Origin of the sequence: Longimicrobium sp., assembly GCF_036387355.1 — a bacterium.
Classification (GTDB): domain Bacteria; phylum Gemmatimonadota; class Gemmatimonadetes; order Longimicrobiales; family Longimicrobiaceae; genus Longimicrobium.
This window is the reverse complement of the sequence record NZ_DASVTX010000116.1, coordinates 1-14,411: the sequence shown is the minus strand read 5'-3', so window position 1 is coordinate 14,411 and position 14,411 is coordinate 1. Positions and strand designations below refer to the sequence as shown.

Sequence of the window (14,411 nt, the reverse complement as noted above, 5' to 3'; positions counted from 1 at the left end):
TCGCCCGCACGTTTGCGTGATCACCCGCCGGGTAATGGAACCGGGACAAGTCACGCTGGGACGGTAGGGGCTGGATGAAGGCAATGGTGTACCGCGGGCCGTACAAGGTCCGGGTGGAAGAGAAGGACATTCCGCGAATCGAGCATCCCAACGATGCCATCGTGCGGGTCACCCTTGCGGCAATCTGCGGATCGGACCTGCACCTCTACCACGGCATGATGCCCGACACCCGGGTGGGAATGACCTTCGGCCACGAGTTCATCGGGGTGGTGCACGAGGTCGGCTCGTCGGTGCAGAAGCTGAAGCCGGGTGACCGGGTGATGGTGCCGTTCAACATCTACTGCGGATCCTGCTTCTTCTGCGCCCGCGGGCTGTACGCCAACTGCCACAACGTCAACCCCAACGCCACGGCGGTCGGCGCCATCTACGGCTACTCCCACACCTGCGGCGGCTACGACGGCGGGCAGGCGGAGTTCGTCCGGGTGCCCTTCGCCGACGTGGGCCCGAGCATCATCCCGGACTGGATGGACGACGAGGACGCGGTGCTGCTCACCGACGCGCTGGCCACCGGTTACTTCGGCGCGCAGCTCGGCGGCATCGTCGAGGGGGACGTGGTGGTCGTGCTCGGCGCCGGCCCGGTCGGCCTCTACGCCGCCTTGTCGTCGTGGTTCATGGGGGCGGGCCGGGTGATCGTGGTCGACCACCTGGAGTACCGGCTGGAGAAGGCCCGCAGCTTCGCCCACGCCGAGACGTACAACTTCACGGAGTACGACGACATCATCGTGCACATGAAGAAGATCACCGACTACCTGGGCGCGGACGTGGCGATCGACGCCGTGGGCGCGGAGGCGGACGGGGCCTTCTTCCAGCACGTCACCAGCACCAAGTTCAAGATGCAGGGCGGCTCGCCCGTGGCGCTCAACTGGTGCATCGACAGCGTGCGCAAGGGCGGAACGGTGGCCGTGGTGGGCGCGTACGGCCCGCTGTTCAGCGCCGTCAAGTTCGGCGACGCCATGAACAAGGGGCTCACGCTGCGCATGAACCAGTGCCCCGTGAAGCGCTACTGGCCGCGGTTGTTCGAGCACGTGCGCACCGGCGTGCTGAAGCCCAGCGAGATCGTGACGCACCGCATTCCGCTGGAGCACATCGCCGAGGGCTACCACATCTTCAGCAGCAAGCTGGACGAGTGCATCAAGCCCATCCTGGTCGTCAACTGAACGGGAGCAACACGATGCCGTATACCGCACAGAAGCCGCCGCTGCGGCGCTCCATCGAGGAGTTGAAGGCGACCATTCCCGGGTGGGGCGTGGACCTGGACCCTGCAGACCGCCCCGGCGTGCCCAACCAGCCCTTTGCGCCGGAACTGACAGGCGCGCACTGGGACTTTCCGGAGCGCCAGCCGGAAACGTGGCCGCGCGAGCGCTCCATCGAGCACAAGTTCCTGACTCCCGTGTTCGGCACCTCGTGCCCGCCCGAGGGGCTGTCGGGCGCCATCCGCAAGTTCGCCTACGCAAAGTACAGCGAGGGGCGGGCGGCGCACTGGCTGCTGCTGGTGGCGGCGGACCGCGTGGACGTGGCGGAAAGCCGCATCACCTCGCTGCTGCAGGGCAAGCCCGACAACATCATCGGCGAAACGGGGGTGCAGCACGAGTGGAAGCGCCACCCACTCGGGTCGCGGTTCGGCAAGGGCCGCGCGGACCTCAAGCACATGTGGATGGACCCCCTCATCAGCATGGGTCCGTACCTGCTGATGGGCTACGGCGCATACTCGCTGTACCGCGCGGTCAGCGGCTCCGCCGGCGGCCTGGGCGCGGCCACGGCCCGGTTCCGCGGCGGTTCCGCGGACGACCGTCCGGCAGCGCGCGCCGCGGCCTCCCCGCGCACCGCGCGGACGAGGCCCGCCGCGCGCGGAGCGGACGACGGTGCCTGGCCGGGCGACGACGAACGCCCGCGCACGCGGGGACGCCGGTAAGCCGGGACCCGCACGCATGCAGTGCACGGGAGCCCCGGCGCGGATCACGCGCCGGGGCTCGTTCCTTTCCGTCGTCCAACCGCACCTTTCAGAGCGTGCCGTGCGGCGTCACGGCCGTCCGTCCGCCCCGTTCGCCGGGCCGAAACCGGAGCGCGACGCGGCCCCGGCGGGCTTGTGCATCTTGCGTTTGCGCGAACGGACGATGATCATGTGAACGACAGGCCGGATGGAGCGCAGGATCGCCGGCCATGCGCGGGCCCTTGAAGCTCGCGGCCGGCACTCCGCTCACAAGGACCCATCTTGCGCCTCCGGCGGGCGCGGATGATCATTGAAGTGCCCCGCCGGTCCCCATCGACCCACCTCAGCCCCTGATACGGCTGTGAGAATCAACGCCCTTGCCGCGGCTGTGCTGCTCGCGGCCCTCGCGCCCGCCGCATCGCATGCCCAGACCACGGCGTCGGACCTGCCGCCCATCATGGACAACGCGGGCACCGGCGACCTCGACATGCGGGCGAGCCCCACCATCCGCCTGGCCGAGGGGCGCTTCGTGGCGCCCGCGGACAGCGTGTTCGCCGTGCTGCCCGACGTGCTGCGCGAACTGGGGATCGAGCCGCAGATCGATCCGTCGCGCGAGCGCACCATCGGCAACCCGCGCATTTCCGGGGCGCGCGTGGCGGGCGAGCGCACGGGGCGCTTCATGACCTGCGGCAACGACGGCGGCGGGCCGGCCGCCGCGGGGCAGTTCCGCATCCGGCTGAACCTGGTGACGCAGGTGCGTCCCGACGGCACGGGCTCGCGCACGGTGACCCGCCTGGTGGGCACCGCCTCGTCCGTGCAGGGGAGCGGGAGCAGCGTGGTGGGCTGTGTGACCACGGGCCGGCTGGAGCAGAAGATCGTGGACGGCATCAACGCGCGGCTCGCGGCCCGCGCCGCCGAAGCCGCGGCGGCCCCACCCGCGCAGCGGTAGAGCGTCGCCCGATCGCGAGCAGGCCGTGACACTCCGGAAACGGCCTGCCCATCGCGATCCCAAAGCCCGGCCCCGGCGAACGCCGGGACCGCGCAAAGCCGAGGGCCGCCTGGCCGTTGGTTCACTCTTTTCCCCCGGCCCCGACCGACCATGAAATCCTTCGTTCTCGCCGCCGCGCTGCTGGTTCTGGCCCCCGCCGCCGCCCGCGCGCAGTCCACCACGGCCGATCTGCCGCCCATGATCGAGTTTTCGTCGATGGGCGAACTCGACGTGCGTGCCGCCCCCGTCATCCGCATTGCGGAAGGCCGGTTCGCCGCCTCCCCGGAGCGCGTGTGGGAGGTGCTGCCCGAGGTGCTCCGCGAGCTGGGCATTGAGCCGCAGGTGGATACGACCCGCGAGCGGGTGATGGGAAACACGCGGATCACCGCTCCTCGCGTGGGCGGCGAGCGCACGTCGCGCTACATGACGTGCGGAAACGATGGCGGCGGGCCCGCCTCCGCGGGCCAGTACCGCATCCGCCTCAACCTGGTCACGCAGGTGCGCGCCGAGGGCACGGGAACGCGCACCTTCACCCGGCTGGTGGGCACCGCGACCTCCGTGCAGGGAGGCTCCGGCAGCGTGATGGGGTGCGTGACCACCGGCCGCCTGGAGCAGAAGATCGCCGCCGGCATTACCGCGCGGCTCGCCAACGCCGCCGCACCGGCGCGGCAGTAGCGCTTCCGTCCCCCACGGGCGGCGGAGGACGACGAGGCCGGCATCCGGGAAGGGTGCCGGCCTTTTCATCCACATTGCGGGTACAATGCGGCCAATCGTGAGGCGCGGCAGGCACTTACGCAATTCCCGCCATAACCTTATGTTTGTGGACCGCCCCGCCGCGCTCGCGGCGGGTGCTTCCCTCCCCTGATCCGCCCGGAGTTCCCCATGAAGAAGCTGAAGCTGGAGTCGCTGGAGATCACCTCGTTCCCCACGACCGCCGCCCCCGCGCGCGGCCGCGGCACGCTGCGCGCGCACGAGTCCATCGGGCCGGCGCCGGAGTCCGAGTTCGGCCCCTGCGTGCCGACGGACGTCAACTACGACTGCACCTACGGCTGCACGGCGAACACCGGCTGCCCGGACGAGTGCGACCGCATTCCGACGATCGTCTGCCCCTGATCCACCCCGCGTTGTGCGGATGACGAACAGAAGCCCCGGCGCCACGCGGCGCCGGGGCTTCCGAATCTGCGACATACGAAAGGAGCGCTACTGCTGCGAAGTGCACCCCTTGCTGCACTTGTAGCCCATCCGGTCACCCGCGGCCATGGAGCAGATGTAGGCCGACGACTTCTCGCAATCCGTCGCCTGCCCGCATGCCTGTTCCCCGCCCTCTCTCTCCGATCACTGCCTGGCCACCGCGCCCACTCTGCCGTTTACGAAAGGCGCTGTCGCCGTCGATGCGCTCGGATTCTGAGCCGGCAGCCGCCACTCACCCACTCCGGGGTAGGGCGACTCCATGGTCGCGTAGACCACCCGGTCGTCGTCGCTCACGTCCAGCGAAGTCACTTGGCGGTCAAAGGCGAACTCCGCGACAAAGTTTCCATTCCAGTCATAGACGTGCAGCATGGACGGCAGGTTCCCCAATCCCGGCTTGCACCCGCAGAACAGTGCGTACACGTACCGTTCGGTGCTGTCCATCTGCCAGTACGCCATTTCGTTCTCGTCGTCCCTGCCCCAGAAGAAACGGTCACCCGCGACGCGAAACGTAGCGGTGGTGTGGCGCGGCCCGGCCACAGAGCCGATCCGTTCGCCCTCGATCGTGAAGAAGTCCACCCGGCTCTTCCACTGATACGAAAGGGCGAGCCTCGTTCGGGACGGGTTCACCGTCATGAAGCTTCGGTTCAGCAGGCGCCGCCCCGTAGCGTTCGCAATGTGCTTGGTGGTGAACGGGGGATCGGAGGCCAGCCGGCTCCGGATGCGCCCCGCGGAGTCCAGACGGACGAGCGTGTAATCCGGGAACAAGCCGTTGCTGATCACGCCGGAGGCATTCCACACCGGCGTAGCGAGCGAAACGCCCGCGTCCAGCGGAACTTCGCGCGTCACCATGTCGTCTTTTCCGGGCTCCAGCAGCGAGAACCGGCGGTTGCTGAAATCATACGCCCAGAGGAGATCGGACGGGCCGGCGTCGCGAACGAGCCATGACGGATCCTGAAATTCGCCAGGTCCTTTACCATGACGCCCGGCACGCCGCACAACCTCCCCGGTGGTGGCGCTGAAAACGCTGATGTGCGGGTTCATGAACCGGTCTGTGACGACCAGTAGATCGCCCACCCGGTGCACGGCGGTCGGAATGGCGAACGCGGACGTGTCACCAAAACTGCGCACCTGACGCAGGGTGTCGCGCGGCGGGCCCGCCAAGCGTGGCACGCGGCCGGAGAAGCGCCGCGCATCGGAAGCCGCCGGTGCCTCGGAGATCCGGTTCACGCCTGAACCCGCCTGCCGCGCGTCCGGGCCGCGGTCTCGATCCGGAGCGGTGCAGCCGGTGGCCATCAGCAGAGCGATGGCACACAAATGAGCGTTTTGCAATCGGAGCCTTGTGGGAGAAAGAGGTATTTGACAAGGACGCGTTGCAGAAATCGCAAGAGAAGCTTCCGGAAAGTATAGGAACCGCGTGATTGCGGGGTCAAGCATTTTGTTGTTTGTGGGCGATCTCTTACACTCTTTCCTTGCATGCGGTTTTCTGCACGCGCCTGCAGAGTCCTGACGTGATAGGTCTCTGCACCATCGCGCATTTCCGGAAGGCTCTGATTGGTCTTGCGTGCAGGCAAGTACGTGCATATGCATCCATCCCCCTCCAGCACACGATTCGCCCAGGAATCCGCCGGTGAGCACACGCGGCAAAGAGCGCCCGATGGACAGCGGGGCGCCGGAAGGCGATCTTCCTCCCACGTTCCCCGCACCGGCGCGCCGCGCGCTGGCCGGCGCCGGGCTCACGCGCCTGGAGCAGATCGCCTGCGTGAGCGAGCGGGAACTGCTGGCGCTGCACGGCATGGGGCCCAAGGGCGTGCGGCTGCTGCGCGAGATGCTCGCGGAGCGCGGCCTCGCCTTCGCCGGCGCCACACCCCGCCCGCCCTCCCTTTCCTCCGAGAACGCTTGACCGACGCCGCCCTCCCCGCCGAGCCTGCCGCCGCCGACCCGCCGGCCGCCCCCGCCGCCGCGCGGGCCGGGCGCTACGACCGCTCGCTCATCGAGGGCCCGCTGCGCCCCACGGTGTGGAAGCTGGCGTGGCCCACCATGCTCACCAACGTGATCGCCGGCCTGCAGGGCATCGTGGACCACGTGCTCGTGGGCCACCTGGTGGGCTTTGCCGGGAACGCCGGGATCGGCGTGGCGCTGCAGATCTTTCTGGTCGTCATCGTCTTCATCGGCTCGCTGTTCAGCGGCATGAGCGTGCTGGTGGCCCGCTTCGTGGGCGCCAACGACGAGGAGCAGGTGAACCGCGTCGTCTACCAGGCGTTCCTGACCGCCATCGGCATCGCGGTGGGCATCATGGCGCCGGTGGGGTACTTTCTGGCCCCCGTGCTGCTGGACCTGGTGAACGCCGCGCCCGCCGTGCAGGCCCAGGCGCTCCCGTTTCTGCGGGTCATGTTCCTGTTCAGCAGCGGCATGCTCGTCTTCTTCATGCTCAGCGGCGCGCTGCGGTCCGCGGGAGACGCGCGCACGCCCATGGTGCTGGGCATGGCCATGACGCTGCTGAACCTGCTGCTGAACATCGTGCTCATCCGCGGGCTGGGGCCCGTTCCCGCGTTCGGCACCACGGGCGCGGCCATGGGCACTTCCATCGCCTCGGGGATCGTGGCGCTGTACGGGCTCTTCCGGCTGTGGCACGGCGGATGGGTGGTGCAGTTCCCCCGCGGGCAGGGGTGGGCGCCGGACTTCGGCATCATCCGCTCGCTGTTCCGCTTCGGCCTGCCGACGGGCATTCAGGGGATCGCCATGAACGTGGGCGGCGTGCTGATGCTTTCGTTCATCGGCTCGCTGCGGCAGAGCGCCGCCTCGCAGGCCGCGTTCACGGTGGCGTACTCGCAGCTGTTTTCCCTCATCACCTGGACGTCGGTAGGGCTCATGAGCGCCGCCGCCGCGGTCGCCGGGCAGAACCTGGGCGCCGGCAACCCGCAGCGCGCCGCCGACGCCGTGCGCGTGGCGGCGCGCATCGGCCTGGGCGGCGCCACCGTCATCGGCCTGCTGTTCCTGGTCATCCCCCGGCAGCTGCTGGCCATCTTTGGCCTGGATGACCCCGTGGTGGCTGACATCGGCACGCAATTGCTGCGGGTGCTGAGCGTGTCGGGGCTGTTCATCACCGTCGCGCTCACCTACACGGGCGGGCTGCAGGGCACGGGCGACACGCGGGGGCCGCTGTACATCTCCGTCATCTCGCAGGTCATTCTGCCGCTGGGCATCTGCTTTACGCTGGACGCGCTGGGCACGCTGCAGCCCATGCACATCTGGATCGCCATCCTGTGCGGGCACGTGTGCCGGTGCGCGCTGAGCGTGATCCGGTTCAACCAGGGGAAGTGGCGGCGGATTGAGGTGGATCTGGTGCCGCGGCGGGGGTGACGGGGAAGTACGAAAGTACGAGAGTACGAAAGTACGAGAGTACGAGAGTACGAGAGTACGAGAGTTCAGGGGATGAAGGGCGGGGGGTGGCGGCGGGGCCATCCTCGTCCGCCAACGAGATGCTTGACGGGGCCGGGTGCGTATCGTAATTTACTGATGAGCTAATTAACCGGATGGTGAAATGCAGTCGACGCCGGACGCCCTCAGCATCACCTTTGCCGCCCTCGCCGATCCCACGCGGCGAGCGATTCTGGCGCGGCTGTCCCGGGGCGAGGCCACGGTTACGGAGCTCGCGGCGCCCTTTGACATGAGCCTGCCGGGCATCAGCAAGCACCTCAAGGTGCTGGAGCGCGCCGGGCTCATTGAGCGGGGGCGCGAGGCGCAGTGGCGGCCCTGCCGGCTTCAGGCGGCGCCGCTGCGCGAGGTGGACGACTGGGTGGAGCAGTACCGCCGCTTCTGGGAAGAACGCCTGGACCGGCTCGGTGACTACCTTCGTGAACTCCAGACGGAGAAGAAGATCGATGGCGACGACGACCGTGGCTGAACTCGGACCCATGCAGGCCCCCGGCAGCGACCGCGAGATCGTGGCAGTGCGCGTGTTCGACGCGCCGCGCGAACTGGTGTGGGAGGCGTGCACCCGCCCCGAGCACGTGCGGCGCTGGTACGGCCCCGCCAGCATGCCCATGACCTCGTGCGAGATCGACGCGCGGGTGGGCGGCCGGTTCCGGTACGTGTTCTCGACACCGAACGGCGAGATGGCCTTTTCCGGCGAGTACCTGGAGCTGGACCGCCCGTCGCGCGTGGTGAACACCTGGCTGTTCGAGCCCATGCCGGGCACGGACACGGTGGAATCCGCCACGCTGGAAGAGCACGAGGGCAGGACGGTCCTCACCGTCCGCGCGACGTTCCAGCGGCCGGAACACCTGCAGGGCTGGGCGGAGAGCGGCGGCTACGCGGGAATGGCAGAGGCCCAGGAACGGCTGCGCACCCTGGTGCACGAACTCGCGCGCGCCGCCTGATCCGCATCCCTCGGATTCGCGAGGTCGAGGTTCCTTTTCGCTCCGGTCCCGGGGCGCGAAGCTGGATGGCGCGTGACGTGATTGGCGGCCGCAACCGGGGCGCGTGTACGGCGGACGGACGCCGTGGGAACAGGATGGAAAACGGGAGCCCCGGTGCGATGGACGCATCGGGGCTCCCGTTGTTCGCCCCGTGGCGATCAGCTGTCGTCGCGCCGCCCCGGCCGCGGCGGAAGGGCGTCGCGCAGGCGGTTCAGCTTCTTCTCCACCGCGTCCGGAACCACCAGCCCGTCGGCGATGGCGGCCAGTGCTTCCGCTTCGCGCCAGTGCCGCTCCAGTTCCGCCAGTTCGCCTTCCATCGCCCGGCGCTCCGCGTCCTCGTTGGAGGCCATCTCCAGCGCGAAACGCAGTTCCGGCGGAAGCGCCCACACGTCCTGGTAGCCGGCGCCCATCTGGCGGGCGTGCTCCTCCGCGCGGGCCAGAAAGCGTTCCGCCGTGTAGTTGCGGTCTATGAGGCGCACGGCGCCCTGCACCTGATCGCGCGAACCGCCGACGGAGTTGGCGTGCATGGTCAGCACGGCCAGGGCGCGCAGGGCGGCCCCGCCGGCGAGCATGTGGGTGCGCGGCCGCGGGTCCACCGCCAGTTCGCCGAACTCCATGCGCGTGTTGACGGTGTGCACCTCCAGCGCCCAGGCGTGCGCGCCCACCGGGCGGGAGCGCAGCCGCACGCGGTCCATCACCCGCCCGCCGCCCGCGATGGGCGCGCCGTCGTTGTCCAGCAGCGTCTCGCGCGCGCGGGTCTCGTCCAGGTCGCTCGCGCCCCGCGGAAGGCCGCGCTTGCGCCACTCCGCCGCGGCGGCCACCGACAGCCCCGCAACGCTCAGCAGCGGCAAGAGCGCAGACCCGGCTCCCGCGATCAGCACACCGCCGGCGACTCCTCCGAACGCGCTCGCGACGGACAGGGTGGAGAGCCACATGCGCCGCTGCCGGCCGGTGAAAAGCGCGCCGTACCGCCACGCCGCGAACTCCGGGCGCAGCGGCGCGCCGATGCGCACCAGCTCGGTGCCGTCTGCCAGCCGCGCCAACCCGACGTGCTCGGTGGAGGCGCGCAGGCTGGTGCCGCGAAAGGCCCGCTCGCACTCCTCCAGCGCCTCCCACCGCTCCGCCAGCGCCGACAGGTTCCACCGGCCGCAGCGCGGGCACACGGCCCACAGCCGCCCCTTGTTCCCGTTGAACGCCAGGCGCCGCCCCACGGGAAAGTGCTCGATCATCTCGTTGGCGCCCAGCGCCCCGTGGCAGAAGATGCAGGTGGCGTACATGCCTTGCGTTCAAAGAGGAATCCCGCTCCCGGGCGCGTCCCGCCGCGTCCGCTCGTCGCGCGGATGACCATACGGTGCGGGCCCCCGCTCGGTTGCGGAGCCCTGCCCGCATCCCCGTCGACAGCATCAAACCCGCACATCATGTCGGGAAGGGAACTTCGCGGACGGAGACTGCGTAGAACTCCGCGGGCCGCGACGAAGGACGCCGGCCCTCCTTCCGCATCGTCCCCCATCCCGCCGGAGGCCACATGAAGAAGCTCGCCCTGTCCCCGGAAGACCTGTCCGTCGAAAGCTTCGACACCACGCCGCGCCCGTCGCGCCCGCGCGGAACCGTGCAGGCGCACGACATCAGCGACAGCACCTGCTACGAGCAGGACTGCTTCTGCGGTACGCGCGTAAGCTGTGACGACAGTTGCAACGGCACCTGCGACGCGACGTGCGACTACACCTGCAAGCTCGGCTGTACCACGCAGACCATCGACCTCACCATCTGCAACCGCCCGATCAGCCTGTGCGGGGCGTGCACGTACAACGGCGGCACCTGCTACGATCCCACGCAGATCTGCTGACCTCCCGCCCTACGCGGAGGGGCGGGCCGCCTCGGCGCCCCGCCCCTCCGCTTTTCATCACACGATCCTGCGATCACCCGAGGTCGGGTGCCGCTGGCGGGGCGTCCACCATCAGGCGCGTCAGCCAGCGCATGAAGCGTTGTGCATGAGGAGCCTCCGCGTCCAGATCCCGTTTCCCGATTGCCTGGCCCATGGGTGAACCGGGTTCCTCCTGCCACGAAAGCCAGGTGTGGATGAGGGCCTTGGAGCGATGCGCAGGCGAGAAGCGGCGCTCCTCGACCGGAATATTGTCAACCGCGTCGGCGGCCCGAGACAGCAGCGGATCGCGCGCGGGAATGAGCGCGGCCACGAAATCCTCGAGCATCCCCGCCGTAGTGTTATCCGGCATCAGCCAAACCCCCACCACGGGTTTTCCCGATTGCAGAACGATAGTTCCCTCTGCAACTGGCGCGGAGGGAACATCCTCGTAGCCGTGCGTACGGAGGATCCGTTCGATGGAGGCCCATCGGGAGGCAACTTCGGAATCAGCATCGGCGACCACGCCCACGCGCTCGATCCCGCTGCCCCGCAGCTGAACTGAAATGAGGTCCAGCAGGGGATCCAGGCCCTCAGCATCCTTGACATCAAACGTCTGGGGAACACCGTAGCTTTCACAGAGTCCCCACACGACGTGCTTGTCGTCCTTTCCCTCCACCAGGAGGCGGCCCTTGCGTACGGGCATCAGCGAATCTCCACGTCATGGCGCGCGGCGATCGCAACATCCGCATCCGTGAACGCGACCGGGTTGATCTCACCCGTGGACATGCGTTCGAGGCGATACAGGACGCCTTGCCCGGGGTGTGACGCGGCGGCTTGCTGAAACCCGAGAACGGAATCCCAGCTGTGAGTCGTCGCGAATACCTGTACGTGAAACCGGCTGGCGAGCGCGAAGATCGCCCCCCAGACCTCCTCCTGGATGCTATAGTGAAGCCCGTTCTCGACTTCGTCGATGAGCAGGGCTCCGCCCGACGCGAGGATGAGCGCCACGGCGATTCCAAACACGCGATTCACGCCGTCACCCATTCCCTGCATGGGAACGGGCCGCGCGACTCCATTCAGTTTCAGCAGGATCGACCGCTGGCCAGACTCGCCGATCAGGAGAACTCGCTCCAGTTCGGGAACGATGGTCCGGAGCGCCTCCTCAACCAGACTCTCCTGCCCGGCGAGAGACACACGATCCCACATCTGGCGCGTTCGCAGAGCCGAAAACCCCGAAGCCCCGATCATCAGCGCCACACTGCTTCGACCAGAGGTATCGGCCGGCAGGCGCCGGACGAACCACTCCAGCGGAATTTCGGTGACCTTCGCCTCGGTTCGGAGTTCCAGCAGGCCAGCGTTGGGATCGATCAACGCCGGACGTCCTCCCTCGCCAGGTGCCGCGACCGGCGAGGATGTGGAGTTCCAGGGAAGCCGGACAGCCAACTGCTTCGCATCAGTTCCGGTCTGGTGCAAGACAATCGGCCCGAACGACTCTCCATCGAAGCTGCCATGGAACAGACTCTCGACAGAATCGATTGCAAACTGGAGATCAGATGGATCGAGTTCCCGCTGGTGTTCAGAAAAGCGAATCGGCCGATGATCCGTGTGTTCGCGTACAATCTCGTGAATCACGCCCGGGACAGTGCGCTCGTTTCGCTGCAGGTACAGGCGAATCGCCTCCAGCAGCGAGCTTTTTCCTGCGTTGTTCTTTCCTACGAACAGGTTTACGCGCCTGAGATCCGGAATCTCCAACCTCCGCACGGCGCGAAATCCCTGAACGCAGAAATCGCGCAGAGGGAGTTCGCCTCCGTTCTGGTCCTGCCCGCCGCTGCCGCTCATGCCGGGCGGTAGACGCCCCACTCCGTGCGGAGGGCGTCGCTGATTTCGCCGAGGGTCACCATCGCCTTGACCGCGTCGATGATGCGGGGCATGAGGTTATCGCTCCCGCGGGCCGCGGCGCGAACGGCTTCCAGGCGCGCGCGCACCTCCGCATCGTCACGGCCCGCCTTGATGCGCGCCAGCTTGGTTCGCTGCGACTGCTCCAGCGCGCTGAAGTCGGGCTGCCCCAGGTCCAGCTTCTCCTCCTGCCCCTTGAACTTGTTCACGCCCACGATGGTCTTGTCGCCCCGCTCCACCGCGATCTGAAACTCGTACGCCGCGCGGTGAATCTCCTCCTGCATGTACGCAATGGCCTCCGCCGCGCCGCCGATCTCCTGAATGCGGTCCAGGTAGCCGCGCGCCTTTTCCTCCAGCGCGTCCGTCAGGCTTTCCACGTAGTACGAGCCCGCCAGGGGATCCACCGTGTCGCCGATTCCCGATTCGTACGCCAGCACCTGCTGCGTGCGCAGCGCCAGCGTGGCCGCCTGCGCCGTGGGCAGCGACAGCGCCTCGTCGTAGCCGTTGGTATGCAGCGACTGTGTGCCGCCCAGCGCGGCGGCCATGGCCTGCACCGTCACGCGCACCACGTTGTTCAGCGGCTGCTGGGCCTGCAGCGTCACGCCGCCCGTCTGCGTGTGGAACCGCAGCTTGGCGGCCTCGTCGCCCGCGCCCCAGCGCTCGCGCATGAGGCGCGCGTACAGGCGGCGCGCCGCGCGGAACTTGGCCACTTCCTCGAACAGGTCGTTGTGCGAGGCGAAGAAGAACGAAAGGCGCGGCGCGAACTTGTCGATGGGGAGCCCCGCGTCCAGGGCGCGGCGCACGTACTCCATCGCGTTGGCAAAGGTGAAGGCGATCTCCTGCGCCGCCGTGGCCCCCGCCTCGCGGATGTGGTAGCCGCTGATGGAGATGGTGTTCCACCGCGGCACCTCCGCGTGGCAGAAGGCGAAGATGTCGGTGATGAGGCGCAGCGCCGGCTCTACGGGAAACACGGAGGGGCCGCGCGCGATGTACTCCTTGAGGATGTCGTTCTGGATGGTCCCCGACAGCTTGCTCCGCTCGATCCCCCGCTCGTCCGCCACGGCGATGTAGAACGCCAGCAGGATGCTCGCGGTGGCGTTGATGGTCATGGACGTCGACACGCGGTCCAGCGGAATGCCGTCCAGCAGCGTGCGCATGTCGTCCACGCTGTCGATGGCCACGCCCACGCGCCCCACCTCGCCCATCGCCATGCCGTGGTCCGAGTCGAACCCCATCTGCGTGGGAAGGTCGAACGCGGTGGAAAGGCCCGTCTGCCCCGCCTCCAGCAGCAGCTTGAAGCGCGTGTTGGTCTCCTCGGCGGTGCCGAACCCGGCGTACTGGCGCATGGTCCAGAAGCGCCCGCGGTACATGGTGGGCTGAATGCCGCGGGTGAAGGGGAACTCGCCGGGATAGCCCAGGTCGCGCCCGTACTCCTGCCCCGCCACGTCTTCCGGCGTGTACAGCCGGTCGATGGCGACGCCGCTGGTGGACTCGAAGCTTTCACGCCGCTCCGGGTGCTTGCCGAGCGCCGGCGCAACCAGCCGCTCCGTCCACGAGCGCTTGCCCTCGTTCGCCGGGCCGGGGGTGCCGGAATCTTCGCCCAGGTTGGTGGCCGCCAGGGTATCGCTCATGGAGAGTGCGTGAGTGCTGGGTGCGTGAGTGCGGAAAGACAGTGCCAAGTGCCCGGTACCCGGTGCCCGGTGCGCCGGGGCGACAACTTAACGCGTCCCGCTCCCGCCTGCATCATCCCGGTCCCGGCCAGCCAGTGCGGCGGGAAAGGGAAAGCGTCCGGAGCCACGGGCCGTTCTCCTGTTGCGCGGCGTACTCGCGCGCTGTAACCATCCACCTGTTGCGCGTTCTCCTCGACCCGCTCGCCCCGTCACCGCACACGCAGGCCCCGTCCGCATCCCCTGGGATTCCATCCTTTCCGGAGGCCGCATGACCCCGTTCGCTCGTACGATGCTCCACCGCGCCCTGTGTGCGGCGGCCGCGCTCGCCGCCGCTGCATCCCTCGCCGGCGCGCGCCCGCTGAACGCCCAGGCGGCCACGCTGCGGGGGCGCGTG

14 protein-coding genes and 1 pseudogene are annotated in these 14,411 nt (G+C 68.6%); 10 read left to right on the top strand and 5 right to left on the bottom strand.

What is annotated here, in order from left to right; translation table 11 throughout:
• Positions 1-74 precede the first annotated feature (74 nt).
• The 5 genes and pseudogenes from VF665_RS05325 (at position 75) to VF665_RS05305 (ending at position 4,091) form a co-directional block, all read left to right on the top strand.
• On the top strand, positions 75-1,217 hold the full coding sequence (locus VF665_RS05325) for a zinc-dependent alcohol dehydrogenase (protein WP_331052380.1): 1,143 nt from the start codon (positions 75-77) through the stop codon (positions 1,215-1,217).
• A 14-nt stretch (positions 1,218-1,231) separates the two neighbouring features.
• Positions 1,232-1,786 (top strand): annotated as a pseudogene (locus tag VF665_RS05320) (hypothetical protein); the annotation flags it as partial.
• Between the two features lie 565 nt (positions 1,787-2,351).
• Positions 2,352-2,939 carry a hypothetical protein gene (locus tag VF665_RS05315; RefSeq protein ID WP_331052378.1) on the top strand — a complete coding sequence of 196 codons (588 nt, stop codon included), beginning with the start codon at positions 2,352-2,354 and terminating at the stop codon, positions 2,937-2,939.
• Positions 2,940-3,089: 150 nt separating this feature from the next.
• Entirely contained in the window at positions 3,090-3,653 is a 564-nt protein-coding gene (locus VF665_RS05310) for a hypothetical protein (protein WP_331052377.1), read from the top strand.
• A 207-nt stretch (positions 3,654-3,860) separates the two neighbouring features.
• On the top strand, positions 3,861-4,091 hold the full coding sequence (locus VF665_RS05305; protein WP_331052376.1) for a hypothetical protein: 231 nt from the start codon (positions 3,861-3,863) through the stop codon (positions 4,089-4,091).
• A gap of 222 nt (positions 4,092-4,313) precedes the next feature.
• On the opposite strand, the gene VF665_RS05300 is transcribed toward VF665_RS05305, so the two are convergent.
• Positions 4,314-5,462 (bottom strand): BF3164 family lipoprotein, encoded by a 1,149-nt coding sequence (locus VF665_RS05300; protein WP_331052375.1) that lies wholly within the window; start codon positions 5,460-5,462, stop codon positions 4,314-4,316.
• 361 nt (positions 5,463-5,823) lie between these two features.
• Between VF665_RS05300 and VF665_RS05295 the strand changes: the two genes are divergently transcribed.
• The 4 genes from VF665_RS05295 (at position 5,824) to VF665_RS05280 (ending at position 8,548) form a co-directional block, all read left to right on the top strand.
• Positions 5,824-6,069 carry a hypothetical protein gene (locus tag VF665_RS05295; RefSeq protein ID WP_331052374.1) on the top strand — a complete coding sequence of 82 codons (246 nt, stop codon included), beginning with the start codon at positions 5,824-5,826 and terminating at the stop codon, positions 6,067-6,069.
• Positions 6,066-7,529: an MATE family efflux transporter gene (locus VF665_RS05290; protein ID WP_331052373.1), complete on the top strand. Its 1,464-nt coding sequence runs from the start codon at positions 6,066-6,068 to the stop codon at positions 7,527-7,529. Before VF665_RS05295 ends, VF665_RS05290 begins: the two co-directional genes overlap by 4 nt.
• Positions 7,530-7,710: 181 nt before the next feature.
• Positions 7,711-8,073, top strand: a complete 363-nt coding sequence (locus tag VF665_RS05285; protein ID WP_331052372.1) for a metalloregulator ArsR/SmtB family transcription factor — start codon at positions 7,711-7,713, stop codon at positions 8,071-8,073.
• Positions 8,051-8,548: an SRPBCC domain-containing protein gene (locus VF665_RS05280; protein ID WP_331052371.1), complete on the top strand. Its 498-nt coding sequence runs from the start codon at positions 8,051-8,053 to the stop codon at positions 8,546-8,548. The genes VF665_RS05285 and VF665_RS05280 overlap by 23 nt, the downstream gene beginning before the upstream one ends.
• A 197-nt stretch (positions 8,549-8,745) precedes the next feature.
• Here the strand turns inward: VF665_RS05280 and VF665_RS05275 are convergent, their stop codons facing one another.
• The gene (locus tag VF665_RS05275) at positions 8,746-9,864 is read right to left on the bottom strand and encodes a hypothetical protein (protein WP_331052370.1); all 1,119 of its coding nucleotides are present in this window, start codon (positions 9,862-9,864) and stop codon (positions 8,746-8,748) included.
• A 248-nt stretch (positions 9,865-10,112) separates the two neighbouring features.
• Between VF665_RS05275 and VF665_RS05270 the strand changes: the two genes are divergently transcribed.
• Positions 10,113-10,433: a hypothetical protein gene (locus VF665_RS05270; RefSeq protein WP_331052369.1), complete on the top strand. Its 321-nt coding sequence runs from the start codon at positions 10,113-10,115 to the stop codon at positions 10,431-10,433.
• 73 nt (positions 10,434-10,506) lie between these two features.
• Here the strand turns inward: VF665_RS05270 and VF665_RS05265 are convergent, their stop codons facing one another.
• Genes VF665_RS05265 through VF665_RS05255 form a run of 3 tightly spaced genes read right to left on the bottom strand, consistent with a single transcriptional unit; the run spans position 10,507 to position 13,978 of the window.
• Positions 10,507-11,154, bottom strand: coding sequence for a DUF3226 domain-containing protein (locus VF665_RS05265; RefSeq protein WP_331052368.1), 648 nt, complete (start codon positions 11,152-11,154; stop codon positions 10,507-10,509).
• A complete protein-coding gene (locus VF665_RS05260; protein WP_331052367.1) occupies positions 11,154-12,290 on the bottom strand; it encodes an ATP-binding protein in 1,137 nt (378 codons plus the stop codon). Before VF665_RS05260 ends, VF665_RS05265 begins: the two co-directional genes overlap by 1 nt.
• The gene (locus VF665_RS05255; protein ID WP_331052366.1) at positions 12,287-13,978 is read right to left on the bottom strand and encodes an acyl-CoA mutase large subunit family protein; all 1,692 of its coding nucleotides are present in this window, start codon (positions 13,976-13,978) and stop codon (positions 12,287-12,289) included. Before VF665_RS05255 ends, VF665_RS05260 begins: the two co-directional genes overlap by 4 nt.
• Positions 13,979-14,411: the final 433 nt, after the last annotated feature.